Origin of the sequence: Amycolatopsis sp. NPDC005961, from assembly GCF_040629235.1 — a bacterium.
Lineage (GTDB): Bacteria > Actinomycetota > Actinomycetes > Mycobacteriales > Pseudonocardiaceae > Amycolatopsis > Amycolatopsis camponoti.
In genome coordinates this window covers 59,650-84,141 of the sequence record NZ_JBEXVF010000006.1, presented here as the reverse complement: position 1 = coordinate 84,141, position 24,492 = coordinate 59,650, and the positions used below count along the sequence as shown (strand labels likewise).

Here is a 24,492-nt window from a genome sequence, read left to right as displayed (position 1 = left end):
GACGGAAACGGCCGTTCCCGGCCCGGGCGGGGTGGATCCGTCCACATCACCCCGGTTGTCCACAGGACGCGGCGGCACCCCTGTCGGACGCCACCCCGCGAGCCCTAACGTCGATCGTGTGTTCGAGCAGCCCGCCCGGGATCCGGGCCTCCCCGTCAACGACCGGCTCGCCTGGCTGGCCGACCAGCTCTCGCCCGACGCGAGCACGGTCGGGCCCGGTGGCCGGCTGGTCCGGCGCTGGCTGCCGGGCGGTCCGGCCGGTGCCGGCCGCCGCCGGTGGGCGTTCGCCGGTGTCCTCGTGTCGGTCGTGGTGATCGTCCTCGGCTCGGTCGCGCTCTTCGGCGGCCCGCCGGTACCCGAGCCCCCGCCCGCACTGCCCAGCGCGAAACCGGCGAGCGAAGCACCGGCCCGGGCCGCACCCCAGGCGGGTCTCGTCGTCAGCGTGATCGGCCGGGTCCGGTCGCCCGGCCTGGTCACCGTGGTCCAGGGCGCCCGGGTCGCGGACGTCCTGCGGGCCGTCGGCGGGGCCGAGCCCGGCGCGGACCTGAGCGCGCTCAACCTCGCCCGCCGGGTGACCGACGGCGAGCAGCTCGCGGTCGGGATCCCGGCGCCCGCGGCCGCGCCGGCCGGTGCCCCGGCGGACGCGAAGGTCGACCTCAACGCGGCGAGCGCAGACCAGCTGGACACGCTGCCCGGCGTCGGCGAGGTGACGGCCCAGCGGATCGTCCAGTGGCGCACCGAGCACGGCGGCTTCACGAAGGTCGAGCAACTGCGCGACGTCGGCGGCATCGGCGAAAGCAAGTTTCAAAAACTGCGGGAGAAGGTGACGGTCGGATGAGCACCCTGCCCACGACCGACACCCGGCAGGACATGCGACTCGTCCCGGCGGCGCTGGCGTGCTGGCTGGCCGCCCTCGGCGGGCTGCTGCTGGGCTGGTGGACGGCGGTGGCACTCGGCCTCGCTTCGGCGGTGGTCGCCGGGCTGCTGCTCTGGCGGGCGCGGGGGCGTCCCCGGGTGCTCGGCGCGGCGGCTGCCCTGCTGGTGCTGGGACTGGTCGCCGCGGGCCCGGTCGCCTGGCGGATCCGGGAGGCGCAGCGCGACGACCTCCGCGCGGCCTCGGCCGACGGGCTCCCCGCGTCGCTGCGGGTCGTCGTCGCCGAGCGGCCGAAGCCCGTGCGCAGCGCCGGCTACGCCGATCAGCAGGCCGGTGCCCGATCGGTGGTGCTGACGGCCGACGTCCGCACGGCGTCGGTCGACGGTCGGCCCGTGACGTCGTCCGGACGCGTCCTGCTGCTGGCGCCGGTCGCCCAGTGGGCTTCGCTGCTGCCGGGCCAGGAGGTGACGGCGAGCGGCCTGCTCATGTCACCGCGCGGCTCGGACCTGACCGTCGCGGTGCTGTCCGTGCGCGGCCCGCCGGGAGACCTCGGGCCGGCGCCGTGGTGGCAGCGGACCGCGGCCGGGCTGCGCGCCGGACTCCACGACCTGTGCCAGGTCCTGCAGGAGGAACCGGCCGGCTTGCTGCCGGGGCTGGTCCTGGGCGACACGAGCGGGCTGTCGCCGCGGGTCGAGCAGGAGTTCGTCACCGCCGGGCTCGCTCACCTGACCGCGGTCAGCGGGGGAAACCTGGCCGTGGCGTGCGGCGCGGTGCTGCTCTTGCTGCGGCTGGTGCGGCTCGGGCCGCGGCTGTCGGCGGTGGCGGCCGGTGCGTGCCTGGTGGGGTTCCTCGTCCTGGTCGGCCCGGAGCCGAGCGTGCTGCGGGCCGGGGTGATGGCGGCGGTCGCGTTGCTGGCTCTGGCGCTGGGCAAGCGAGGCTCGGCGTTGCCCGCACTGGCTTTCGCGGTGGCCGCGCTGGTGGTGACGGATCCGGCGATGGCGACGGACTTCGGGTTCGCGCTGTCGGTGTTCGCCACGGCCGGGCTGGTCCTCCTCGCGCCCCGCTGGGCCGTCGCGCTGGCTCGTCGCGGTGTCCCGCCGGGATTCGCCGAAGGGCTGGCGATCCCGTTGGCGGCCTTCCTCGTGACGGCGCCGGTCATCGCGGGCATGGCGGGCACGGTGAGCCTGGTTTCGGTGCTGACCAACGTCCTCGCCGCGCCCGTCGTGGCCCCCGCGACGGTGCTCGGCGTGCTGGCGACGGTGATCGGGCCTTGGTGGCCGGGTGCCGGGAAGGTCCTGGTGCACCTGGCCGACCCGGAGGCCCGGTGGCTGATCACCGTGGCGCGCCACGGCGCGCGGGCTCCCGGCGCGGTCGTCGCCTGGCCCGGCGGCTGGTCGGGCGGGCTGCTCGCGGCCGCCGTGCTGGCGGTGCTGGTGCTGGCCGCCCGGCGCCGGCGCGTGCGGCTGGTAATGGCGGCGCTGGTCGTCGGCGCGCTGCTGGTCTTCGTTCCGGTCCGGGTGCTCGCGCCGGCGTGGCCACCGCCGAACTGGGCGATGGTCGAGTGCGACGTCGGGCAGGGCGACGCCGTCGTGCTGGCGACCGCCGAGCCGGGACGCGCGGTCGTCGTGGACACCGGACCCGAGCCGGGGCCGGTCGACGAGTGCCTGCACCGGCTGGCGGTCGACCGGATCCCGCTGCTGGTGCTGAGCCACCTGCACGCCGACCACATCGGCGGGCTGACATCGGTCTTCGACGGCCGGGCGGTCGGCGGGATCGCCGTCGGCCCGGGGCGGGCGCCGGAGTGGGCGTGGCGGCAGGTCGCCGCGGAGGCTCGCCGGCAGGGGGTGCCCCTGGTGGAGCTGAGCCCGGGGGAGCGGCTGGCGTGGCCCGGGCTGTCGCTCGACGTGCTCGGCCCGCGCTACGTGCCGGAGCGTTCGGCCGGTCTGCAGGACGGCACGACGATCAACAACAGCTCGGTCGTCCTGCGAGCACGGACCCCGGCCGGCCGGGTACTCCTGACCGGCGACGTCGAACTGGCGGCCCAGGCCGACCTGCTGGCCGACGGCGACGACCTGAAAGCGGAGGTGTTGAAGGTCCCCCACCACGGCTCGCGCTACTCGTTGCCGGCATTCCTCGCGGCGGTGGGGCCGCGGGTGGCATTGGTCAGCGTGGGCGCGGGCAACACCTACGGGCACCCGAACAAGTCCACAATGGACACCTTGACGGCGCTCGGAGCCTTGGTCACCCGGACCGACATGGACGGCGACACCGCGGTGCTCGGCGACCCGGCAGGCCCGGCGGTAGCGCGACGGGGCGAGCCGCGCGGCCCGCCGCGCCGCTGAAGCCGGAGCGGGCTTCCGCAAGCCCGCCCGGCTGCGGAGGTCAGTAATCGAGCTTCTTGATCGCTTTGACGAACAGCCTGCGGCGTTGGCCGGACCGATGCGGGTGGCGCAGCCGTAGCGGGCGGCCCAGCACGTGGTCTGCCTCGCCGTTGAGCGAAGTCGCCCTGTCCGCAATAAGACCCCGAAAGGAGGCACTCGCCGGGGCGGGCAGCGAACCCGCCCCGGCGGGGACGTCAGTAACCGAGCGCCTCGTTCACTGCCTTGGCGGACGCGGGCACGGTCGCCTTCGGGCCGATGTGGTTCTCGACCGCGTCGAGGGTCTTGAGGCCGTCGCCGGTGATCAGGAGCACCGTCTCGGCGTCCGGGTCCAGCTTGCCGGTCTCGACCAGCTTCTTCGCCGTCGCGACGGTGACCCCGCCCGCGGTCTCGGTGAAGATGCCTTCGGTGCGGGCCAGCAGCCGGATGCCCTCGACGACCTCTTCGTCGGTGACGTCCTCGATCGCGCCGCCGGTGCGGTTGACGATGTCGAGCACGTAGGGGCCGTCGGCGGGGTTGCCGATCGCCAGGGATTTGGCGATCGTGTCCGGCTTCACCGGCTGGACCACGTCCTGGCCGGCGCGGAACGCGGCCGACACCGGCGAGCAACCGGTGGCCTGCGCGCCGAACACCTTGTACGGGCTGGCGTCCACGAGGCCGAGCTGGCCCAGCTCGCGGAAACCCTTGTCCACCTTGGTCAACTGCGAACCGGAGGCGATCGGCACGACGATCTGCGGCGGGATGCGCCAGCCGAGCTGCTCCGCGACCTCGAAGGCCAGCGTCTTCGAGCCTTCCGAGTAGTACGGCCGGACGTTCACGTTGACGAACGCCCACTTCGGGTGCTCACCGGCGAGCTCGGTGGCGAGGCGGTTGACGTCGTCGTAGTTGCCGTCGACGGCGATCAGGTCGCCGTCGTAGACCGCGGTGGTGAGGATCTTGGCGCGCTCGAGGGTCTTCGGGATCAGCACGACCGACCGCCAGCCCGCGCGGGCCGCGGCGGCGGCCGTCGCGTTGGCCAGGTTGCCGGTCGACGGACAGGCGAGCACCTCGAACCCGAACTCGCGGGCCGCGGCCAGCGCGACGGCGACCACGCGGTCCTTGAAGGAGTGCGTCGGGTTGCCGGTGTCGTCCTTGACCCACAAGCGCTTGAGGCCGAGTTCCTTGGCGAGGCGGTCGGCGCGGATCAGCCGGGTCGCGCCGGGCTCGGTGTTCGGGATCTCTTCGATGTTGGACGGCACCGGGAGGAGCTTCTTGTAGCGCCAGATGTTCTTGGGGCCGGCCTCGATGTCTTCGCGGCGGACGCGGCCGAAGTCGTAGGCGACCTCGAGCGGCGAGAAGTCCTCGGCGGAGACGAACTCCGGGGCGAGCGGCTGCCGGTGGCCCTCTTCCTTCGACACCAGTTCGACGGCGGGACCGAGATCCGGGGTCTTCGTGGTGGAGGTCGTTCCGAGGGTGGCGGTCATCGCGAGGTTCCTTTCCTCATCTGCCCCGCCGAAGCGGGCCGGAATTGGCACCGTGGTCGTCAGCTATCCCGCGATCGCGGGATGACAGGCTGTACGCCGGTTGCCGGGGCTTCGTCGGGCCGTTCCCTCTGCCCCTCTGGATGAGCGGTATTCGGTTGTCGGTGCGCGCCAAGAAGCGCGCCGCCTCGAGGACACCGTACGACATGGCGCTCACGCTGTGCCATGGTGGCCGCTCGACATCACCGGAGCGGGCGCACGAGACCGCAAGTGAGAGGATCCACCCGTGACCGCGCAAGCCACCGCCCCGGCCCCGCTGCACCTGGTCCTGGGTGAGGAAGAACTGCTGATCGAGCGCGCCGTGCGGGAGACGCTCGCCGCGTCCCGCGCGCTCGACGCCACGGCCGAGCTGACTCGCGTCCGGGTGTCGGATCTCACAGCTCCCGAGCTGGCCGAACTCGTCAGCCCGTCGCTGTTCAGCGAGGGTCGCGTGATCGTCTTGGAGTCGGCGCAGGACATCTCGCAGGAGCTCTCCGACGCGGTGGCGTCCTACCTGAAGGACCCGGCGGACGGCGTCGTGCTGGTCGTCGTGCACACCGGCGGCGGGCGCAGCAAGGCGGGCAAGACGCTCCCGGCGGTGCTGAAGAAGGCCGGCGCGGAGGTGACCGAGTGCCCGAAGATGACCAAGCCGGCCGAGCGCGAGCAGTTCGTGCGGCACGAGGTGCGCCGCGCGGGCGGCAAGATCGACCCGGGCGGAGTCGCCGCGCTGATCGACGCCGTGGGGTCCGACCTGCGAGAACTCTCCTCGGCGGCGACGCAGCTGGTGGCGGACGCCGGCGGAACCGTCGACGCGGACGCAGTCCATCGCTACCACCGCGGGCGCGCGGACGTGACGGGCTTCGCGGTCGCGGAGAAGGCCGTGAGCGGCGACCGTTCGGCGGCGCTGGAGTCGCTGCGCTGGGCGATGCAGCTGGGCGTCCCGCACGTCCTGGTGGCGGACGCGCTGGCCGATGCGGTCCGCACGATCGCCCGGGTCTCGGGCGCGGGCCGGGGCAACCCGAACCAGCTGGCCGGCGAGCTGGGCATGCCGCCGTGGAAGATCCGCAAGGCCCAGGGCCAGGTCCGAGGCTGGAACCAGGACGGCCTGGCGACGGCGATGCGCGTGGTGGCGAGGCTGAACGCCGAGGTCAAGGGCGTGGCGGCCGACCCGGGCTACGCGTTGGAGCGCGCGGTCCTCGAGGTAGCGGCCGCCAAGGGCGACCGCTGACGGCGGTGAAACGAGCCGCGCCCACCGGCTCCCGCCGCGCCCACCGGCTCCCGCCGCGCCCACCGCGGCTCCCGCGCGGGCGGTCATGACGGGGTCTCGCGCGGTCGGCGTTGCCGTACGCGGGTACTGCTCAGGGCTCGCGGCAAGCGACCGGCGGGTGCGGCTCTGCCGCTCGCGGGAATGGGCCGGCGCCGCGCAAGCTCCGGGCATGAAGAGAGCCCCGGCCGAAGCCGGGGCTCTCTTGGAAATCAAACAGCCCAGAAATCAACCAGCTCAGAGCGCGTTGACGCGCTTCGCCAGCGCCGACTTCTTGTTGGCGGCCTGGTTGGCGTGGATGACGCCCTTCGAGACGGCCTTGTCCAGCTTCTGGGCGGCGTCGCGCTGCAGCTCGACGGCCTTGGCCTTGTCGCCGGACTCGGCGGCTTCGCGAACCTTGCGGATCGCGGTCTTCACCGAGGACCGGATCGCCTGGTTGCGCTGACGCGCCTTCTCGTTCGTCGTGATGCGCTTGATCTGCGACTTGATGTTGGCCATAGGGCAACTCCTGTTTCACTCGGTGAGATCGCCGCCGCGCTGAAGTGGCCCCGCGGAAAGCGGGTTTCCTCCATGACGGAATGCCGCACGGGCAGCGAGCGACCACTTTAACAGCCGGGCCGCGGGCGGCCGGAGCCGGGAGTACCGTGGGCGGCGGCAGTGCCTAGGGTTCCGCCGCCGGTCCGCGCTCCCGCTCCACACAACCAGGACCGGCGGGTCTGGTCCGAGCGGCACCATCGGCGGGCCCGGACGGCCGGTCGTTCATCTGACGGGGCAAAAGCCTGGAGGACCCGGTTTTCGCGCGCGCGAAAACCCGAAGGGTCCCATGAACACCACCGCCCTCTCGCTCGTCCTCGTCGCCGCCGTCGTGCACGCCGCGTGGAACCTGGCCGCCAAGCGGATCTCCTCCGGTGGCACCCAGTTCGTCTGGCTCTACTACACCGCTTCCGCCGTCGTGCTGCTGCCGGTCACGGTCGTGCTGCTCGTCGTGGAAGACGACCGTCCACAGTGGAGCTGGCTGGTGGCCGCGGTGGTCACGTCGGTGCTGCACATCGTCTACGGCATCGTGCTGCAGCGCGGGTACCGCGTCGGCGACCTCTCCGTCGTGTACCCCGTCGCGCGGGGCACCGGGCCGCTGCTGTCGGTGCTGGCCGCCGTCCTCGTGCTCGGCGAACGGCCCGGCCGGCTCGGCCTGCTCGGCGCGTTCCTGGTGATCGCCGGGGTGCTCGTGATCAGCACCGGCCGCCGGAGCGGCGACCCGAAGGCCGTCAAGGCCGGCATCCTCTACGGCCTCCTGACCGGGGCCGTCATCGCCGGCTACACCCTCTGGGACGCGCACTCGGTGACCGGCCTCGGCGTGCCGCCGGTCGTCTACTTCGGCCTCGGCTCGGTCCTGCAGAGCGTGCTGCTCCTGCCCGGCGCGCTGGCCGGTCGCGCGGAGGTGACGCGGATCTGGCGCGAGCAGCGCCGTGAGGTGTTCGTCGTCGGGCTGCTTTCGCCGATCGCGTACATCCTCGTGCTGTTCGCCCTCACGATGGCGCCGGTCAGCCTGGTCGCGCCCGCCCGGGAGCTGAGCATCGTGCTCGGCGGCCTCGCCGCCTGGCTGGTGCTGGGCGAAAGCGACGCCGTGCGGCGGCTCGTCGGGTCGGTGATCGTGCTGTCCGGCATCGCCGCGATTGCGGCGGCCTGAGCGCGTCCGGTAGGGATGGTCGGATGGAAGTCCTGAAGAGCAGGCTGATCGTCCGCGCGCGCGACGCCGAGGCGACGACGGCGTTCTACCGCGACACCCTCGGCCTGGCCGTGGAGCGTGAGTTCCCCGGCGGCACGGTGTTCTTCCTCGGCCACGGCTCCCTGGAGGTCTCCGGCCGGGGCGAGACGGGCGCGTCGCCCGATCTGGTGCTCTGGCTGCAGGTCCGCGACCTCGCCGGCACCCTGGCCGACCTCAAGGAACGGGGCTTGGAGCCGGTGCGGGGCGCCCAGCGCGAGCCCTGGGGCCTCGACGAGGCCTGGATCGCCGACCCGGAAGGCACGCGGATCGTGCTGGTCGAGGTGCCCGAGGGCCACCCCATCCGGGTGGACACCCGTTAGACGGGCTTGACGGCGCGCAGCTGCGCGGCCAGCGCGGCGAAGCCGGGCGGGTCCCAGGTCCACGTCTGCAGGTCGGCGAAGCCCGCTTCGGCGGCTTCGTCGGCCAGGACGTGCCTGCTCACGGGCAGCCACTTCTCGTGCGCGGACAGCAGCAGCCGCCCGCCGGGCCGCAGCACGCGGAGCAGCTCGGCGAACCCGGCCGCGCGGTCGTCCCAGAGCATGACGTTGTTGACGGTCAGCACGACGTCGACGGACCCGTCGGGCTCGCCGGTGCGGGCCGCCGACCCTTCGCGCAGCTCGGCGCGGTCGTCGCAGCGCTCGTGGCAGAGCCCGAGCATCTCGGGGGAGGGGTCGACACCGATGGCGCGCCCGGCCAGCCGCGCGGCGGCGTCCAGGCCGACGCCGGGGCCGGGGCCGACGACCAGGACGGTCTCGTCCGGTTCGATCCGGGCCAGGTCGACGACGCGCTGCTCGGTGGCGGCGTTGCCCCGCGCCATCACCCAGCCGCCGAGGCGGCCGAGCGGGCCGGAGGGGTGACCGAACGCACGGTCGAGAACGCGGGCGAAGCCGCTGGTCTCCGGCTGGGGAGGGGGTGCCGGCTGGTGCGAAGTGCTCATACTTCGAGGGCACCACGGATCACGGAAGCCCGCATCGGGGATGACCCCCACTGGCACCCGGAGGGCCATGGGAGCATAGAGGTGGCCATCCCCGACTTTCCGAGGACTCATTCGAGTGACGACGTTCGCCGACACGACCTTCACGCCTCCGGAGCTCATCCGGAACTTCTGCATCATCGCGCACATCGACCACGGCAAGTCCACCCTGGCCGACCGCATGCTGCAGCTCACCGGCGTCGTGGAAGAGCGGGCCATGCGCGCTCAGTACCTCGACCGGATGGACATCGAGCGCGAGCGCGGGATCACGATCAAGGCCCAGAACGTCCGGCTGCCCTGGCAGGTCGACGGCCAGGACCACGTCCTGCACATGATCGACACCCCGGGCCACGTCGACTTCACCTACGAGGTCTCCCGGGCGCTGGAGGCGTGCGAAGGCGCCGTCCTGCTGGTCGACGCCGCGCAGGGGATCGAGGCCCAGACGCTGGCCAACCTCTATCTCGCGCTGGAGAACAACCTCCAGATCATCCCGGTGCTCAACAAGATCGACCTGCCCTCGGCCGACCCCGACAAGTACGCGGGTGAGCTGGCCCACATCATCGGCTGCGAGCCGGACGACGTGCTGCGGGTCTCGGCCAAGACCGGCATGGGCGTCGGCGCGCTGCTCGACGAGGTCGTGAAGTCGGTCCCGGCGCCGCAGGGCGACGCGGACGCACCGGCCCGCGCGATGATCTTCGACTCGGTATACGACACCTACCGCGGCGTCGTCACCTACATCCGCGTCGTCGACGGCAAGATCACCCCGCGCGAGCGCATCAAGATGATGTCCACCGGCGCCACCCACGAGCTGCTGGAAGTCGGCATCATCTCGCCGGAGCCGAAGGCCAGCAAGGGACTCGGCGTCGGCGAGGTCGGCTACCTGATCACCGGCGTGAAGGACGTCCGCCAGTCGAAGGTCGGCGACACCGTGACGTCCGAGCGCAACGGCGCGAAGGAAGCGCTGGCCGGATACCGCGAACCGAAGCCGATGGTCTACTCCGGACTGTATCCGGTGGACGGGTCCGACTACCCCGAGCTGCGCGAGGCGCTGGACAAGCTCCAGCTGAACGACGCCGCGCTCGACTACGAGCCGGAGACGTCGGTGGCGCTGGGCTTCGGCTTCCGCTGCGGCTTCCTCGGCCTGCTGCACCTGGAGATCACGCGCGACCGGCTCGAGCGCGAGTTCGGCCTCGACCTGATCTCGACGGCGCCCAACGTGGTCTACGACGTCGTGCTGGACGACGGCAAGGAAATCCACGTCACCAACCCGTCGGACTGGCCGACCGGCAGCAAGATCGACAAGGTGCTGGAGCCGGTCAGCAAGGTCAGCATCCTGGCGCCGTCGGAGTTCATCGGCACGATCATGGAGCTGTGCCAGAACAAGCGCGGACAGCTGCTCGGCATGGACTACCTGTCCGAGGACCGCGTCGAGCTGCGGTACAACATGCCGCTGGGCGAAATCATCTTCGACTTCTTCGACACGCTGAAGTCGCGTACGCGCGGCTACGCGTCGCTGGACTACGAAGAGGCCGGCACGCAGGCGGCGGACCTGGTCAAGGTGGACATCCTGCTGCAGGGCGAGGCCGTGGACGCGTTCTCCGCGATCGTGCACAAGGACGACGCCTACAACTACGGCAACCGCATGGTGAACCGGCTGCGCGAGCTGATCCCGCGGCAGAACTTCGAGGTGCCGATCCAGGCGGCCATCGGCGCCCGGATCATCGCCCGCGAAACCATTCGCGCGATCCGCAAGGACGTTCTGGCCAAGTGCTACGGCGGTGACATTTCGCGTAAGCGCAAGCTGCTGGAAAAGCAGAAGGAAGGCAAGAAGCGGATGAAGACCGTGGGCCGGGTCGAGGTCCCGCAGGAGGCCTTCGTCGCCGCACTGTCCACTGAGGACTCCGGGAAGAACAAGAAGTAACTGTTCCACTGATGTGACAACGGCGCCCATATTCACGCCACCGCGTGAATATGGGCGCCGAACCCGTGTTCGAGGCGGTTTCTGTCGGTGCTGTCTGGTTCGCTCTGGTGCGAAGAGCGAAAGGAGAGCACCATGACGGTCATGGCGGACATCGAGCATCCCACCGATTCGGGCCCCTTGACGGTGCGCGACCTCGAGGGGATCCCGTATGACGGCCGACGTTACGAGCTCATCGATGGGGTGCTCATCGTGAGCCCCGCGCCGGGAAGAAGACATCAGAAGATCGCCTACCGGCTCTATGGCGTCCTGGAGGCTTCGTGCCCGCCCGAGTTCGAGGTCGTCGGGGCGCCGTTCGCGGTGCATCACGGTGACGAGATCGAGCTGCAGCCGGATGTCCTGGTCGGCCGGGACGAAGACTTCACCGAGAAGGATCTCCCGGTGCCGCCGGTACTGGCGGTCGAAGTGCTGTCGCCGAGTACCGCGATCCACGACCTCAACACCAAGAAGGCGGTCTATGAGCGGCTGGGCGTGGCCGCTTACTGGGTGATCGATCCGGTCGAGCCCGCGCTCACCGTGTTCGAGCTGGACGAAGACGGCCACTACCACCAGGTCGGCAAGGCGGCCGGTGACGAACCGTTCGAGGCCGAGCGGCCGTTCCCGGTGCGGATCGTGCCGAAGGACCTCCTGGGGAGGCTCGGCTGACCGTCAGCGGATGCGGGGCGTGCCGCGCAGCTGGGCGTGGAGCTGCCGGTGGCGCAGCTCCTTCCGGACGCGGTCGACCACCGCGTCGAACAGGGCCGGGTCGAGGATCGCCGTCTGCTCGAACTGGCGTCTCTGGGGCGGCGCCGGTGCGAGGCGGCCGCGGGGCGCGTACCGCTGCACCGAGCTCTCGACGCCTTCGCCGGTGATCAGGTCGACCCAGAGCGCGTCGCGCAGGAAGCCGTCGCCGAACCGGGCCGAGCGGCGGGTGGAGACGTCGGCGATCTGCGACCACGGGATCAGCCGCGTGCTGAGGGTGCCCGCGGGCACGCGGAGGCCCTCCTCACCGACGGTCAGGTCGCGAAGGCCCGCGAAGCCGCGCTTGAGCGTGCGGGCGCGCGACAGACGGAAGGCCACGACGGCGAGGAGCACGGTCGCCGCGTAGGCGCCGCCGATCAGCCACGGCGAGAGGTCGCGCACCAGGCCGGCGATCAGGGCCGCGCCGAAGCCGGCGTCGGCGACGAGGAGCACGCCGATCAGGACCTTGACCGGCGTGGTGACGCGGGGCGGGGACTCGGGCAACGGGTCGACTCCTCGGGCCGGGCGGGTCAGGGGTTGCCGATTATCCGGTCCGCCGTGACGAACACCGCGACCCGCCGCTCTTCGGCCATGACGCGGTCGTACTCGTCCCAGTCGTCGTGGGTGCCGGTGGCGGCGACGAAGACGTCGCGCAGGAGCTTCGGCAGGCCCGCGGGGTCGAAGGCGGGGTCGGGGTCGTCCGGCCCGATGAGGTGGGTCGCGCCGGTGACGGAGACCCAGTTCCAGCCGCGGCGGAAGGTCACGGTGGCGTGCCCGGCCCGCCGCAGCAGCGCGAGCTTGTGCGCCCGCCCGACGGCGACGTACGCGACACCGGGCGCGCCGGTCACCGGGTCGGCGAAGACACCGGCGTTGACGACGGAGGAGTGAACGGTGCCGTCGCCCCGCGTCGTGGCGACGGTGGCCAGGCCGTTTTCCCGCAGCGACAGCTCGCGAACCTGCTCGAGATCAACGCTCATGCCTCAACTTAACCCGCCGGGCGAACCCTGTGTTCCGGTTTCACCGGGTGCGGTGCGGCGCTGACCGTCCGCACAACCCGGCGCCGGCCACACGCCGACGGGAAATCGCCGTCCGATCGCCGGAACGCGGTGGTGGACACCCGGAGTGGGCGGCACCCCGCGCCTCTTCGACCAGCTCGTGGACCGGGACCCGGAGGGTCACGAGGGCTGACCCCATCCCGGGCTGGGCCAAGACGCTTCAGCAGGCGCCGTTGTCGGTCCACACTCCCCACTGGCCCGTTGTCCCCGGCTCCTCGCCCTGCGTCCACCACTTGGCCGTCCACTTGTGGCCGTTGTGCGACACCACGTTCCCGCCCGTGTACACCTGCGACGCCGCCCAAGCCGGGTCCGCGCACGCGCCCGGGTTCGTCGTCCCGCCGGTGTCCCAGGCAACCTGCGACGACCGGTAGAAGTTGATCCCCTGCGCCACCCAGCGCGGGGCCTGCGCGCCCAGGCGGGTGCGGAACGCCGTCCAGTCGTGGGTCGACCACGGGGACCAGCCCAGCTCGGCGTGCGCCGCCAGGCGCGGGAACGCCAGGTAGTCGATGTCCGCGGGGGTCACCACTGTCTCCGCCCACAGCGGCGATTCCACTCCGCGGACCGCCGACTCGCCGACCCCCGACAGGTACGCGCCCGGGTTCCAGCCGTACGCGTCCTGGACCTCGATGTAGCCCGCCCACGACAGGCCGATCGGGGTCGAGCTGTTGTACTTCATGTCCAGGTACGCCTTGTTCGCCGGCGACAGGATCACCTTGCTGCCGCGGGAGACCGCCGTCGACACCCCCGCGTCCGACGTGGAGGTTCCCCAGAACTGCGGGGAAGCCGAAGCGGGCAGGGAGGCCTTCGCGATGTCGTGCCAGCCCACCACCGACTTGCCCGTGGCCGCCACCAGGGGGAGCACCTTGTTCACGAAGGTCACGTAGTCCGCCGCCGACGTCGAGGACGCCTCGTCGCCGCCGATGTGGAGGTACGGGCCCGGGGTCAACGCCGCCAGCTCGCGCAGGACGTCGCCGACGAACGTGTACGTGATGTCCTTCGAGATGCACAGCGAGCTGTAGCCCACCGCCGTGTCCGTCCGCAGCGCCGGCGCCACGCCGTTGCAGTTCAGCTCCGCGTACGACGCCAGCGCCGCGTTCACGTGGCCCGGCATGTCGATCTCCGGGATGACCGTGATGTGGCGCGAGGCCGCGTAGGTCACGATGTCCGTGTACTGCGCCTTCGTGTAGTAGCCGCCCGCGCCGCCGCCGACCTGCGTGCTGCCGCCGTAGGTCGTCAGGCGGGGCCAGCTGTCGATCTGGATGCGCCAGCCCTGGTCGTCGGCCAGGTGCAGGTGCAGGTTGTTGATCTTGTACTGGGCCAGCTCGTCGATGTACCGCTTCACCGTCGACACCGGGTGGAAGTGCCGGGCGACGTCGAGCATCGCGCCGCGGTAGCCGAAGCGCGGGTAGTCGACGATCGTCGCGCCCGGGACGGTCCACGGTCCCGCTTGGGCCGTGGGGCTTTCGACCCGGCCCGGCAGCATCTGACGCAGTGTCTGGACGCCCGCGAAGAGCCCGTCCGCCGTTTGGGCGCGCAGGGTGACCGAAGACGCCGTCGCCACGAGCTGGTAGCCCTGCGTGCCGACGGAAGCGGGCGCGCCGCTCAGCAGCAGCGCGATGCTGTCGGACGGCACGGACGCGGGCGCGTCGGACACCGGCAGCGCGAAGCCGGTCGACGGCCGCAGCACGCCGGCCAGGTAGGTGCCGACGTCCTTGGCCGGCGCCGAGCCGGCTTCGGTGACGATCTTCGTCGTCGAGACCAGCGGGAACGTGACGCCGGCCGCCGGGGTCACCGAGGCAGGCACGGGCACGATCGACTGCAGCGCCGGGGTGGCCGCCGCGGCCGGGGCCAGCTGGGCTGCGGTCGTACTGGCGCCGATCAGCGCCAGCACGGCGAGCGCGCGGCCGAGCCGCCGCGCGAAGGGAGTCTTCACCGGGGGACCTCCTGGCGGGAAGGGCGCGACATCGCCGTCGCACCTGCCCGGATCGTCGCATTTCCCCGGGCGATGGTCTAGACCAAGTCGGGTGGTTAAGCTCGCGCCATGGCCGAAGAGCTCGCGCCGGAGTCGCCGTTCGCGCTGCTGACGGCCGCCGAGACGGCCGCCTGGTACGCGTACATGAAGGTGCACCTGCGCCTGGAGTACGAGCTGAACCGGCAGCTGCGCGCCGACAGCGGGATCTCGCTCGCCGACTACCACGTGCTGGTCGCCCTCACGAGCGAGGCGGAAGGCCGGATGCGGGTCACCGACCTCGCGATCCGCATCGGCTGGGAACGCAGCCGGCTTTCGCACCACCTCAAGCGGATGCGGGAACGCGAACTGGTCGAGACCGGTGCCAACGCCGAGGACCGCCGGGCCGTCGACGTCGCCTTGTCCGAGGCCGGCCGGGAGGCGCTGCGCCAAGCCGGGCCGGACCACATCGAGTTCGTGCGGAAGGCGTTCCTGGACACGCTCGGGCCGGACGGGATGCCCCAGCTGGCGACCTTGCTGGACCGCGTCTACGACGCGCTCGTCGAGCACGGCACCCTGCCCCGCCCGGACGACCACCCGTGACATTTACGTGAAATGTCACGTAATATGGTGGGCGTCCCCCGGAACGAGGAGCGTGTGATGGCGACGGTGGCCGAGCTGATGGAAGCCAACCTGCTCGGGGTGTTCAACGAACGCGACGACGAACGGCGCGCGAAGGCGATCGCGGCGACCTACGCCGCCGACGTCGTGTTCGTCGATCCCGAAGGCAGCGCGACCGGCCACGAGGAGCTGAACGCCAAGGCCAAGGGGCTGCTGGACCAGTCGCCGGGGTTCGTGTTCGCCGCGGCCGGGCCGGTGCTGGTCAACCACGACCTGGGCCACCTCGCCTGGGAGCTCGGTCCGGCGGGCGGACCGCCGGTCGTGCGCGGCATCGACGTCGCCCTCGTCGAAGACGGGCTCATCAAGAAGCTCTACACGATGCTGCTGCCCGGCTGAGGCCATTACGCTCGGGAGCATGTTCGACGAGCTGACGTTCCCGGTCATCGCCGCCCCGATGGCGGGCGGGCCGACCACCCCCGAGCTGGTCGCCGCGGTCAGCGAGGCCGGCGGGTTCGGCTTCCTGTCGGCCGGCATGCTCACGCCCGCGGCGCTCGCCGCGCAGATCGACCGCACGCGGGAGCTGACCGGCCGCGAGTTCGGCGTCAACCTCTTCGTCCCGCAGCCCGACACCGGCGCCGACGTTTCCGCGCACCAGGAGCGCCTGCAGGCCTTCGCCCGCGAATACGACGTCGAACTCGGCGAACCGAAGTGGGACGACGACGCGTACCCCGCGAAGCTGGACGTCGTGCTCGAGAAGCGGGTTCCCGTGGTGTCGTTCACCTTCGGGCCGCCGTCGGACGTCGTCCGGCTCCGCGAGGCCGGCAGCACGGTCGTCGTCACGGTGACGACCCCGGAAGCCGCGCGGCGGGCCGCGGACCTCGGCGCCGACGCGCTCGTCCTGCAGGGCTTCGAAGCGGGCGGGCACCGGTCCCTGTTCACCGATGACGCGCGCCTGCCGGGCGGTGGCGCCGAATACGGCGTTCTCGCGCTGCTGCGGCTCGTCGCGGCGCACGTCGACCTGCCGCTGGTCGCGGCCGGAGGCCTGGTGCACGGCGCGGACGTCGCCGCCGTGCTCGCCGCGGGAGCCGTCGCCGCCCAGCTGGGCACGGTCTTCCTGCGCGCCGACGAAGCCGGGACCTCCGAGGCCCACCGCAAGGCCCTGGCGCTGGCCGAGCGCGAGACGGCGTTCACGCGCGCCTTCAGCGGCCGCCCGGCACGCGGGCTGGTCAACAGGTTCATGGACGCGCTCTCCGAAGGCGCGCCCGCGGCCTACCCGCAGCTCAACAGCCTCGCCGGGCCGGTGCGGAAGGCGGCGGCGAAGGCCGGCGATCCGGAGGCGATTTCGCTGTGGGCGGGCCAGACCTACCCGCTCGCCTACGACGCGTCGGCCGCCGTCATCCTCGAACGGCTGAAGGTCGAGGCGCGCGACGCGGCCGCACGCCTCGACCGCATCCGCTAGTCCGTCTTCTCGACGTCCGAAGCGGACGAAGCAGCCGGCGTGTGGTTCAGGAGCGAGTGCCGGCGGCTGTAGAGGAAGTAGATCACCATGCCGATGGCGAACCAGATCGCGAACCGGATCCAGGTCGCCGGCTGCAGGAACGTGATCAGCCAGATCGAGAACACGATGCCGACGGCCGGGACCACCGGCATGCCCGGCGTCTTGAACGTCCGGGGCAGGTTCGGCTGCTTGTAGCGCAGCACGATCACCGCGACGCAGACGACGACGAACGCGAGCAGGATGCCGATGTTCGTCAGCTCGGCGGCCTCGCCGATCGGCAGCACCCCGGCGATGATCGCGGAAGCGCCGCCGAGGATCCACGTCATCCGGCTCGGCACCTGGCGCTTCGGGTTCGTCTTGCCGAACCACGGCGGGAGCAGGCCGTCACGGCTCATCGAGTAGCCGACGCGGGTGGCGCCCATCAGGAACGTGAACAGCACGGTGAGGATGCCGACGATGGCGCCGATCGCGATCACCGTGGCCAGCCCGGAGAGGCCGACCGACTTGAACGCCGTCGAGAAGCCGCTCTTCGGGTCGATCTCGGTGTACTTCTGCATGCCGGTCAGCACCAGGCAGGCCAGCACGTACAGCACCATCGAGATCCCCAGCGAGTAGAGGATCGCCTTCGGCATGTGCCGCTGCGCGTCCTTCGACTCCTCCGCGGCGGTGCTCATGGCGTCGTACCCGAAGACGGCGAAGAAGACCGTCGCCGCGCCGGTCACCGCGCCGCCGAAGCCGGCCGGGGCGAACGGCGTGTAGTTGCCCGTCTTGACGTAGAAGAAGCCGACCAGGATGACCACCAGCACGATCAGGACCTTGATCCCGACCATCACCGTCTCGAACCGGGCGGCGCTGCGGATGCCGCGGTTGAGCAGGTAGGCGATCAGCAGGCACAGCAGCATGGCGAAGAGGTCGACCTTGTGGCCGGGGCCGGTGCCGGGGGCGCCGAGCATCCAGGCGGGCAGGTCGAGGCCGAGCTGGCCGAGCAGGAAGCTGAAGTAGCCGGAGATGCCGATGGCCACCACCGCCACGATCGCGGTGTACTCCAGCAGCAGGTCCCAGCCGATGAACCAGCCGACGACCTCGCCGAGCACCGCGTAGCCGTACGTGTAGGCCGAACCGGCCTTGGGGATCAGGCCCGCGAACTCGGCGTAGGAGAACGCGGCCGCCGCGCTCGCGACGCCGGCGATGAGGAACGAGATCAGCACGGCCGGCCCGACCCCGGGGATGCCCGCCGAGTCGTCGCCGTGGGCGACACTGCCGGCGAGGGCGAAGATCCCCGCGCCGATGATGCCGCCGATGCCGATGGCGGTCAGCTGCCACAGGCCCAGGGTGCGTTTCAGGCCACCGCTTTCCGAGGTGTCCTGGATCTGGTCGATCGGCTTTCGCCGGAAGATGCCGGAGCCGGCACCCACTGGAGAGGACATCATCATCTCCCGAACGTCGCGGTGGACGGGCCCGGATCACGGACCCAACGCCGGAACCTACCGCGATCTCGGTGTGAAGACAGCGTGAGCCGTTCAGCCCGCCGCGGTGTCCTCGCTCACCGTCTCGACCGCGCGCTTGGCCTGGGTGGTCCGGACCGCGCTCGCCGCGAAGTAGGTGAGCAGCTCCGCGATCTCGACCGGGTCGTCCAGCTGCGGGCAGTGCCCCCAGTCCTCGCGAACCAGCAGGCGGCTGTGCGGCACCAGCGTGTGCAGCTGCCGCCCGGACGCGGCGGTGACGAGCTTGTCCTTGCCGCACGCGACGACCAGCAGCGGCACCTTCACCGAGTCGAGGCGGTAGGCGTCGGCGAGCTCGGCGACGAGCTGCCGGGCCTGCTCAAGCCGGCTCTTGGTCGCGCGGTAGTCCGGGAACAGGGCCGTGAAGCGTTGCACCTGGAGCGCGTCGGCCGCGCCCGAGTTCGCGTAGAGGAGCCGCGGGACGAGCTGCTCGGCGACCTTGCGCACCAGGAAGCCCGGGACCGGGACCGGGAGCGCAGAGTAGAGCCGCAGGGGGAACGGGTAGCGCGCCACGGTCCGGATCAGCCACGAGTCGACGAAGCCGGGTGCGGCGATCGAGACGACGCCGGAGATCGGGAGACGGCTGTTCTGCGCGGCGCGCAGGCTCATCGTGCCGCCGAGGGAGTTGCCGGCCAGCACGACCGAGCCGAGCACGGCCTGCTCGCGGACGACGGCGGTGGTGAACGCGTCGAGCTGGGGCAGCATCGGGCCGGGCCGCAGCGGCTGCGCGTCCCCGAAACCGGGCAGATCGACCGCGACCGCCGGGATCCCGGCGGCCGCGAGCTGCTCCAGGGCAGGGCGCCAGGTGTCGGCGCTGTCGCAGTAGCCGTGCAGCAGCACCAGGCGCGGCGCGCTCGGCCGCACGTGGGGCGTGGCCGCGCGGCGGCGCAGCGAGCGGCGGGGGAGGTCCGGGTCCGGGCCGGCTTCGCCGACCTCCAGGACGCGGGTGCGGACACCGGCGTAGCGCCGGAAGGAGACCCGGATCGGGTCCGGGTCGCTGCTGGACCGGCCGCCCGGTCCAGCCGAGTCGGGCCGCTTCGTCGCGGTCATGACTACAGAATACCTTGCGACCATTGGGTTTTGGTCAAATTCAGGTGCTAACGACCAGATCTCGAACTGAGTACGTTAGGGATTCACCTAATGCCGAGCCGGGCGGAACAAGACGATCCGCCCAGCTCAGCGTGGGTCTAGCGGGTGAAGACGATCTTGCCGGCGGTGTCGCCGTCGAGCATCGCCCGGAACCCCTTAGGGGCCTCGGAGAAGGGCAGTTCGGCGCCGATCTGCGGCCGCACCCCGGTCAGGTCGAGGTAGGCGAGCAGGTCCGCGAGCTCGTCGCGGGTGCCCATGGTCGACCCGGAGACGCGCAGCTGGAGGAAGAAGACGCGCTGCAGCTCGGCGCCCGCGTCCGGTCCGCTGGTCGAGCCGGAGACGACGATGATCCCGCCCGGCTTGAGCGATTTGACCGAATGCGACCAGGTCGCCTTGCCGACGGTCTCGAACACGGCGTCGACGCGCTCGGGCAGCCGCGCGCCCGACTCGAACGTCTGGTGCGCGCCGAGGCTCGAAGCGAGCGCGCGCTTCTCCTCAGTGCGGCCGGTCACCCATACCCGGAACCCGGCCGCGCGGCCGAGCTGCACCAGCGCCGTCGAGACCCCGCCGGAGGCGCCCTGGACGAGCATCGTCTGGCCGGGCCGCAGCCCGGACTTCACGAAGAGCATCCGGTAGGCGGTCAGCCAGGCCGTGCCCATGGTCGCGGCCTCGGCGAAGCTGAGCCCGGCGGGCTTCGGGACGACGTTGCGGGCCGGCACGACGACCTGGTCGGCGAAGGTGCCCTGGTGCTTCTCGGTGAGCAGCGTCCGCTTCGGGTCGAGGGTGTCGTCGCCCTGCCAGCCCGGCGCGTTGATCACGGAGTGGATCACGACCTCGGAGCCGTCGTCGAGGGTCCCGGCGCCGTCGCAGCCGAGGATCATCGGGAACTGCTCGGGCTTGATCCCGACGCCTCGCAGCGTCCAGAGGTCGTGCATGTTGAGGCTGGCCGCCTTGACGTGCACGCGGACCCAGCCGTCCGGCACGTCGGGTTCGGGGCGCTCGCCGACGACGAGCGAGTCCAGGGGGCTTTCGGCGTTGGGTTCCTGCGCGTACACGGCGAACATGTCCAGCAACGTACCTCCCCGGAAGCGCGGCGGCAGTAGACCGCGCGTAGGCTCACACCGTGTTCAACGGGCTTGCCGACTGGTGGGACGGGGTCGAGCTGTGGCTCGCCCAGGCTTGGTTCCCGGTCCAGTTCGTGCTGGTCATGGTGGTCGTCGTACCGCTGTGCCTGGCCGCCGCGTGGGTGCTCGACAAGCTCGTCGGGCTGTTCGCCCGCAGGCTCGCTCCGGGGCGTGACGACGACCGCTCCGACACCCCGTCCTAGGCTGGCGCACCATGTTCAACCGTAGGCGGATCACCGCCGCCCTGATCGGGCTCCTCGTACTGGTGCTGGGGGGCTGGCTGGTCAAGGACGCCGTCAGCGACGACTCGAAGCCGGCGCCGGGCACCTCCACGAGCAGCTCGGCGACCGCCCCCGCGAAGGGCGGCGCGGCCGTGCCGGGCGCGGACTCCGGGCTGCCGCTCAAGGCGCTCTCGACGCTGCCCCCGCAGGCCGGCGACACGTGGAAGCTGATCGAAAAGGGCGGGCCGTACCCGTACCCGCGCAACGACGACGTCGTGTTCGAGAACCGTGAGAAGCGGTTGCCCGGCAAGAAGTCCGGCTACTACCACGAGTACACCGTGAAGACCCCCGGCAGCGCCGACCGCGGCGCGCGGCGGCTGATCACGGGCCAGGCCCACGAGCTGTACTACACCGGCGACCACTACGCGTCGTTCGTCGTCGTGGACCCGGCCCGATGAGCGCCTCGGAGCAGGCGAAGGCCGCCGCGGAAGAGGCCTTCGCGAGGGGCGCGTACCCGCACCTGGTGAACTCGCGGCCCACCGTGGACAAGGCCGGCACGCTGGCCGCGTTCGCCGAGGCACTGTCCTTTCCGGACCACTTCGGCAACAACCTCGACGCCCTCTACGACTGCCTGACCGACCTGTCCTGGCTGCCGCCGGGGGAGCACGTGCTGATCTGGCCGGGCTCGGACGCGCTGCGCAAGGCCGAGCCCAAGACCTACCTGGCGATCCGCAGCGTGCTCTCGGACGCGCAGCGCGCACTCGGGCCGAACGGCCGCAGCGCCGGTTCGTGGCGGCTCACGGTCGTGCTGCCGGACGCCTGAGCGGCGTCCCCGCGCGCTTGACCGTGCGGATGACCGGCGCGCTTTCGAGCGTCCGCACGCCGGGGAGCCCGGCGACGCGCTCGGTGAGGTAGCGGTAGAGGTCGCCGCCGTCGCGGCAGTTCACCATCGCGGTGAGGTTCGTGGTGCCGGTGGTGGCGACCGCGAACGACGTCTCCGGGTGGCCCGCCAGCGCCTCGCCCGCCTCGGCCAGGTTCGCCGGCGCCACCGCCAGCCAGAGCCGCGTTTCGGAGCGGAATCCCAGGCGGGCCGGGGAGACGTCGAGGTGGTAGGTCAGCGTGCCGTGCCGCCGCAGCACCTCCATCCGGCGCCGCACGGTCGAGTCGGACCAGCCGGTCGCCGCCGCCAGCGCCGTGTAGCCGGCGCGCCCGTCCCGCGCGAGGGCGTCGAGGAGGGCCCGGTCGCCGGGTTCCGGTGCGAGGCCGGTGCCTTCCGGTGGGGGCGGGCGCAGGCGTTCGACCTGCTCGGGTGACAGGCAGTGCAGCCCACACCAGCCGTCCGGGAGCGCGAACGTGTGCAGCAGTTCGTGCGCGGAGACGGCGGTGACCCGGTTGGCGCGCGGCAGCTTGCGCAGCAGGAGGTCGTCGCGCCCGGCCGTGTCCGGTGCGTGGACGGTGCAGGAGATCTCGGTGCCGCCGGAGAGCAGGTGCACCCACGAGACGTCGGTCCGGTCGGCGAGCGCGTCCGCCACGGCGGCCCCGGCGTCGGGTGTCGTGCGCAGGCGCAGGGTCCACGTCGTGTAGCCCGCTTCGCCGCCGCTGACCGCGCCCGTGACGCGGAGGAGACCGGCGTCCCGCAGCCGCCGGTAGCGGCGGGCGACCGTGTTCTCGGAGACGCCGAGCACCTGGCCGAGCGTGCGCATCGGCGCGCGGCCGTCGATCTGCAGGGCGTGGACGAGCCCGCGGTCGAGATCGTCCATGATGACGGTATCCATGCGAATATCGTAAGTGCTGACGGTATCCGGCGGATTTATCGACTTTCCTGGTGGCAATCGGCGCGCTGACCGCACCCTTCGAGGCACACGAAGGGAGATTCGATGCGCAAGTGGTGGCCGTTGCTCGCGATCTGCGCGGGCTCGTTCCTGTTCCTGCTTGACACCACCGTCGTGACGGTGGCGCTGCCCCGGATCGGCGCCGACCTGTCGGCGTCGGTGGGACAGCTCCAGTGGGTGCCCGACGTCTACACGCTCGTCTTGGCGGTGCTGATGCTCGCGGCGGGCTCGCTCGCCGACCGCTGGGGCCCGCGGCGGGTGTTCCTCGCCGGGCTGGCGGTGTTCGGCTCGGCGTCACTGGCTTGCGGGCTCGCACCGGACATCGGGACGCTGATCGCGGCGCGCGGGGTGCAGGCGGTCGGTGGTGCGGCGCTCGCGGTGACCGGGTTCGCCTTGCTCACCGCCGGCTACGAGGGGCGCTCGCGGGGGACCGCGATCAGCGTCTTCTTCGCGGTGAACGGGCTCGGCGCAGCTGCGGGGCCGGTGGTCGGCGGGGTGCTGACCGAGTACTTCGGCTGGGCGGCGATCTTCTTCGTCACCGTGCCGCTCGCGTTGGTAACGATGGCGTTCACGGTGTTCGCGATCGGGCGGGACACGCCGGTGCGGGGCGGCCGGTTCGACTTCGCGGGCGCGGCGTGGTTCGCGGTGGCGGCGGCGAGCCTGGTGCACGGGCTGACATTGGGTGGCTCGGGCCAGTGGACGTCGCCGGTCACCATCGGGGCGCTGGCGGTTTCGGTGGTGGCGTTCGTCGCGTTCGGACTCGTCGAGCGGCGCCCGGATCCGTTGCTGGACCTGCGTTTGTTCCGCGACGGCGGGTTCGCGACGGTGGTGGCGTGCGCGGCGGCGTCGACGGTGACTTTCGCGGCGCTGGTGTACGTGTCCCTGTGGCTGGCCCTTTCGCTGTCGCCGGTCGAGGCCGGGCTCGCGATGGCGCCGCTCGCGGTGGCGTCGTTCCTGACGTCGACGTTCCTGGGGAAGGTGCTGCACCGGTTGCCGCCGCGGGTCCTGCTGGGCACCGGGGTGCTGCTGGGTGCGGCCGGCTGTCTGGTGCTGCTGGTCGCCGGGATTCCGATCGGCCTCGCGGTGACCGGGATCGGGGTGGGGATCGCGGGGCCGGCGACGGGGGCGGCGATCGCTTCGGCGGCGCCGCCGGGCCGGACGGGGATGGCCGCGGGAATCCTGACGACGACCCGGCAGTTCGGGCAGACGCTCGGCGTCGCGGTGCTCGGGATCGCTTACCAGGCCGGGGGTTTGACGCCGGTGTACGTCGTGGCCGCGGCGTGCGGCGGGGTGACGGGCCTGCTCGCACTGCTTCCTCGCGAGCAGGCCCGGGTTCCGGCGTGACCGCTTCAGTCCTGGGGGACCCAGTTCGGCTTGCGCTTCTGGGCGAAGGCCAGGATGCCCTCCTGCCCTTCCTCACTCGCGAAGAACTTCGCCGACAGCCCGATCATCTCCTCGAACCCTTCCGACGGCGTCGCCGGGCGGGGGCGGCTCAGCAGCGCCTTCGTCTCGGCCAGGGCCGTCGGGCCGCCCGCGGCCAGCGCCTTGACGAACCGGGCCACCTCGGCGTCGAGGTCGGACGTCGCCGAGTTCAGCAGGCCGATCTCCACCGCTCGGCGCGCGTCGAACGTGTCGCCGGTGAGGAACAGCTCGTGCGCCGCGCGGGGGTTCAGCCTCGGCAGGACCGTCAGGGAGATCACCGCCGGGACCACGCCGATGCGGACCTCCGAAAAGGCGAACGTCGCTTCCGGGACCGCGACGGCGATGTCACACGCCGCCACCATGCCGATGCCGCCGGCGCGGGCCGGGCCGGCCAGGCGGGCGACCACCGGCTTCGGGCTGGTCCACAGCTGCTCGAGGATCTTCGGGAACTCGTTCACGCCCTGGTCGCCCGCGCCGGCGCCGCGGGCTTCCTTGAGGTCCATCCCCGCGCAGAACACCGGACCCGTGTGGGTGAGCACGATGACCCGGACGGCGTCGTCGGCCGCCGCGGCGGCCAGCGAGGCGGACAGCTCGCGGCGCAGCTGCGCCGACAGCGCGTTGCGGTTGTGCGGGGAGTCCAGGGTGATCGTGGCGGTGCCGCCCACCACGTCGTAGTGCACCAGTTCGTCAGCCATGACCGACACCCTTGCACATCCCCCGCGCGCCACC

25 protein-coding genes and 1 riboswitch are annotated in these 24,492 nt (G+C 71.8%); of the genes, 14 read left to right on the top strand and 11 right to left on the bottom strand.

The window, feature by feature from the left end; genetic code table 11:
* Positions 1–118: 118 nt before the first annotated feature.
* Positions 119–838, top strand: a complete 720-nt coding sequence (locus tag ABZ342_RS07765) for a ComEA family DNA-binding protein (protein ID WP_360469949.1) — start codon at positions 119–121, stop codon at positions 836–838.
* Positions 835–3,216, top strand: coding sequence for a ComEC/Rec2 family competence protein (locus ABZ342_RS07760; RefSeq protein WP_360469946.1), 2,382 nt, complete (start codon positions 835–837; stop codon positions 3,214–3,216). Before ABZ342_RS07765 ends, ABZ342_RS07760 begins: the two co-directional genes overlap by 4 nt.
* 233 nt (positions 3,217–3,449) lie before the next feature.
* Here the strand turns inward: ABZ342_RS07760 and thrC are convergent, their stop codons facing one another.
* Positions 3,450–4,715: a threonine synthase gene (thrC, locus tag ABZ342_RS07755; RefSeq protein ID WP_360469943.1), complete on the bottom strand. Its 1,266-nt coding sequence runs from the start codon at positions 4,713–4,715 to the stop codon at positions 3,450–3,452.
* A 13-nt stretch (positions 4,716–4,728) separates the two neighbouring features.
* A riboswitch (SAM riboswitch) is annotated at positions 4,729–4,862 on the bottom strand.
* A 136-nt stretch (positions 4,863–4,998) separates the two neighbouring features.
* Between thrC and holA the strand changes: the two genes are divergently transcribed.
* Complete coding sequence (gene holA / locus ABZ342_RS07750; protein WP_155545691.1) at positions 4,999–5,979, top strand: DNA polymerase III subunit delta; 981 nt, start codon at positions 4,999–5,001, stop codon at positions 5,977–5,979.
* 273 nt (positions 5,980–6,252) lie between these two features.
* Here the strand turns inward: holA and rpsT are convergent, their stop codons facing one another.
* Positions 6,253–6,513 (bottom strand): 30S ribosomal protein S20, encoded by a 261-nt coding sequence (rpsT, locus tag ABZ342_RS07745; RefSeq protein WP_155545692.1) that lies wholly within the window; start codon positions 6,511–6,513, stop codon positions 6,253–6,255.
* Between the two features lie 325 nt (positions 6,514–6,838).
* On the opposite strand from rpsT, the gene ABZ342_RS07740 reads away from it, so the two are divergent.
* Positions 6,839–7,702: a DMT family transporter gene (locus ABZ342_RS07740; protein WP_360469939.1), complete on the top strand. Its 864-nt coding sequence runs from the start codon at positions 6,839–6,841 to the stop codon at positions 7,700–7,702.
* Positions 7,703–7,725: 23 nt separating this feature from the next.
* Positions 7,726–8,100, top strand: coding sequence for a VOC family protein (locus ABZ342_RS07735; RefSeq protein ID WP_155545694.1), 375 nt, complete (start codon positions 7,726–7,728; stop codon positions 8,098–8,100).
* On the opposite strand, the gene ABZ342_RS07730 is transcribed toward ABZ342_RS07735, so the two are convergent.
* Entirely contained in the window at positions 8,097–8,717 is a 621-nt protein-coding gene (locus ABZ342_RS07730) for a class I SAM-dependent methyltransferase (RefSeq protein ID WP_360469936.1), read from the bottom strand. The genes ABZ342_RS07735 and ABZ342_RS07730 overlap by 4 nt on opposite strands.
* A gap of 115 nt (positions 8,718–8,832) precedes the next feature.
* Here ABZ342_RS07730 and lepA point away from each other — a divergent pair, with 115 nt between their 5' ends.
* Together lepA and ABZ342_RS07720 are read left to right on the top strand one after the other, a co-directional pair.
* The gene (gene lepA / locus ABZ342_RS07725) at positions 8,833–10,674 is read left to right on the top strand and encodes a translation elongation factor 4 (protein ID WP_155545696.1); all 1,842 of its coding nucleotides are present in this window, start codon (positions 8,833–8,835) and stop codon (positions 10,672–10,674) included.
* Between the two features lie 132 nt (positions 10,675–10,806).
* Complete coding sequence (locus tag ABZ342_RS07720) at positions 10,807–11,376, top strand: Uma2 family endonuclease (protein WP_360469932.1); 570 nt, start codon at positions 10,807–10,809, stop codon at positions 11,374–11,376.
* Positions 11,377–11,379: 3 nt separating this feature from the next.
* On the opposite strand, the gene ABZ342_RS07715 is transcribed toward ABZ342_RS07720, so the two are convergent.
* The 3 genes from ABZ342_RS07715 to ABZ342_RS07705 form a co-directional block, all read right to left on the bottom strand.
* Positions 11,380–11,955 carry a PH domain-containing protein gene (locus ABZ342_RS07715; protein WP_360469930.1) on the bottom strand — a complete coding sequence of 192 codons (576 nt, stop codon included), beginning with the start codon at positions 11,953–11,955 and terminating at the stop codon, positions 11,380–11,382.
* A 26-nt stretch (positions 11,956–11,981) separates the two neighbouring features.
* A complete protein-coding gene (locus ABZ342_RS07710) occupies positions 11,982–12,428 on the bottom strand; it encodes a pyridoxamine 5'-phosphate oxidase family protein (protein WP_155545699.1) in 447 nt (148 codons plus the stop codon).
* 238 nt (positions 12,429–12,666) lie between these two features.
* Positions 12,667–14,439 (bottom strand): family 20 glycosylhydrolase, encoded by a 1,773-nt coding sequence (locus ABZ342_RS07705; protein WP_360469927.1) that lies wholly within the window; start codon positions 14,437–14,439, stop codon positions 12,667–12,669.
* A gap of 108 nt (positions 14,440–14,547) precedes the next feature.
* Here ABZ342_RS07705 and ABZ342_RS07700 point away from each other — a divergent pair, with 108 nt between their 5' ends.
* From ABZ342_RS07700 to ABZ342_RS07690, 3 genes are read left to right on the top strand one after another with little or no spacing between them, the layout of a single operon-like run.
* Positions 14,548–15,057 carry a MarR family winged helix-turn-helix transcriptional regulator gene (locus ABZ342_RS07700; protein ID WP_360469924.1) on the top strand — a complete coding sequence of 170 codons (510 nt, stop codon included), beginning with the start codon at positions 14,548–14,550 and terminating at the stop codon, positions 15,055–15,057.
* 57 nt (positions 15,058–15,114) lie between these two features.
* Complete coding sequence (locus ABZ342_RS07695; protein WP_155545702.1) at positions 15,115–15,471, top strand: nuclear transport factor 2 family protein; 357 nt, start codon at positions 15,115–15,117, stop codon at positions 15,469–15,471.
* Positions 15,472–15,490: 19 nt separating this feature from the next.
* Complete coding sequence (locus tag ABZ342_RS07690; protein ID WP_360469920.1) at positions 15,491–16,534, top strand: nitronate monooxygenase; 1,044 nt, start codon at positions 15,491–15,493, stop codon at positions 16,532–16,534.
* Here ABZ342_RS07690 and ABZ342_RS07685 read toward each other — a convergent pair.
* The 3 genes from ABZ342_RS07685 to ABZ342_RS07675 all read right to left on the bottom strand — a co-directional run bounded on the left by ABZ342_RS07685 (position 16,531) and on the right by ABZ342_RS07675 (position 20,228).
* Positions 16,531–18,000: an amino acid permease gene (locus ABZ342_RS07685; protein ID WP_196425549.1), complete on the bottom strand. Its 1,470-nt coding sequence runs from the start codon at positions 17,998–18,000 to the stop codon at positions 16,531–16,533. The genes ABZ342_RS07690 and ABZ342_RS07685 overlap by 4 nt on opposite strands.
* A 93-nt stretch (positions 18,001–18,093) precedes the next feature.
* Positions 18,094–19,125 carry an alpha/beta hydrolase gene (locus ABZ342_RS07680; RefSeq protein ID WP_155545704.1) on the bottom strand — a complete coding sequence of 344 codons (1,032 nt, stop codon included), beginning with the start codon at positions 19,123–19,125 and terminating at the stop codon, positions 18,094–18,096.
* A gap of 137 nt (positions 19,126–19,262) precedes the next feature.
* Positions 19,263–20,228: a zinc-binding dehydrogenase gene (locus tag ABZ342_RS07675; RefSeq protein WP_360469915.1), complete on the bottom strand. Its 966-nt coding sequence runs from the start codon at positions 20,226–20,228 to the stop codon at positions 19,263–19,265.
* A 59-nt stretch (positions 20,229–20,287) separates the two neighbouring features.
* On the opposite strand from ABZ342_RS07675, the gene ABZ342_RS07670 reads away from it, so the two are divergent.
* From ABZ342_RS07670 to ABZ342_RS07660, 3 genes are read left to right on the top strand one after another with little or no spacing between them, the layout of a single operon-like run.
* Positions 20,288–20,491, top strand: a complete 204-nt coding sequence (locus tag ABZ342_RS07670; protein WP_086676857.1) for a hypothetical protein — start codon at positions 20,288–20,290, stop codon at positions 20,489–20,491.
* A gap of 11 nt (positions 20,492–20,502) precedes the next feature.
* Positions 20,503–20,967 carry a ribonuclease domain-containing protein gene (locus ABZ342_RS07665; RefSeq protein WP_360469913.1) on the top strand — a complete coding sequence of 155 codons (465 nt, stop codon included), beginning with the start codon at positions 20,503–20,505 and terminating at the stop codon, positions 20,965–20,967.
* Positions 20,964–21,332, top strand: coding sequence for a barstar family protein (locus ABZ342_RS07660; protein WP_155545707.1), 369 nt, complete (start codon positions 20,964–20,966; stop codon positions 21,330–21,332). The genes ABZ342_RS07665 and ABZ342_RS07660 overlap by 4 nt, the downstream gene beginning before the upstream one ends.
* On the opposite strand, the gene ABZ342_RS07655 is transcribed toward ABZ342_RS07660, so the two are convergent.
* A complete protein-coding gene (locus ABZ342_RS07655) occupies positions 21,307–22,284 on the bottom strand; it encodes an Lrp/AsnC family transcriptional regulator (protein ID WP_360469910.1) in 978 nt (325 codons plus the stop codon). The two genes, ABZ342_RS07660 and ABZ342_RS07655, sit on opposite strands and share 26 nt — an antisense overlap.
* A gap of 102 nt (positions 22,285–22,386) precedes the next feature.
* On the opposite strand from ABZ342_RS07655, the gene ABZ342_RS07650 reads away from it, so the two are divergent.
* A complete protein-coding gene (locus ABZ342_RS07650; RefSeq protein ID WP_360469907.1) occupies positions 22,387–23,685 on the top strand; it encodes an MFS transporter in 1,299 nt (432 codons plus the stop codon).
* A 5-nt stretch (positions 23,686–23,690) separates the two neighbouring features.
* Here the strand turns inward: ABZ342_RS07650 and ABZ342_RS07645 are convergent, their stop codons facing one another.
* A complete protein-coding gene (locus ABZ342_RS07645; RefSeq protein WP_155545710.1) occupies positions 23,691–24,458 on the bottom strand; it encodes an enoyl-CoA hydratase family protein in 768 nt (255 codons plus the stop codon).
* Positions 24,459–24,492 lie beyond the last annotated feature (34 nt).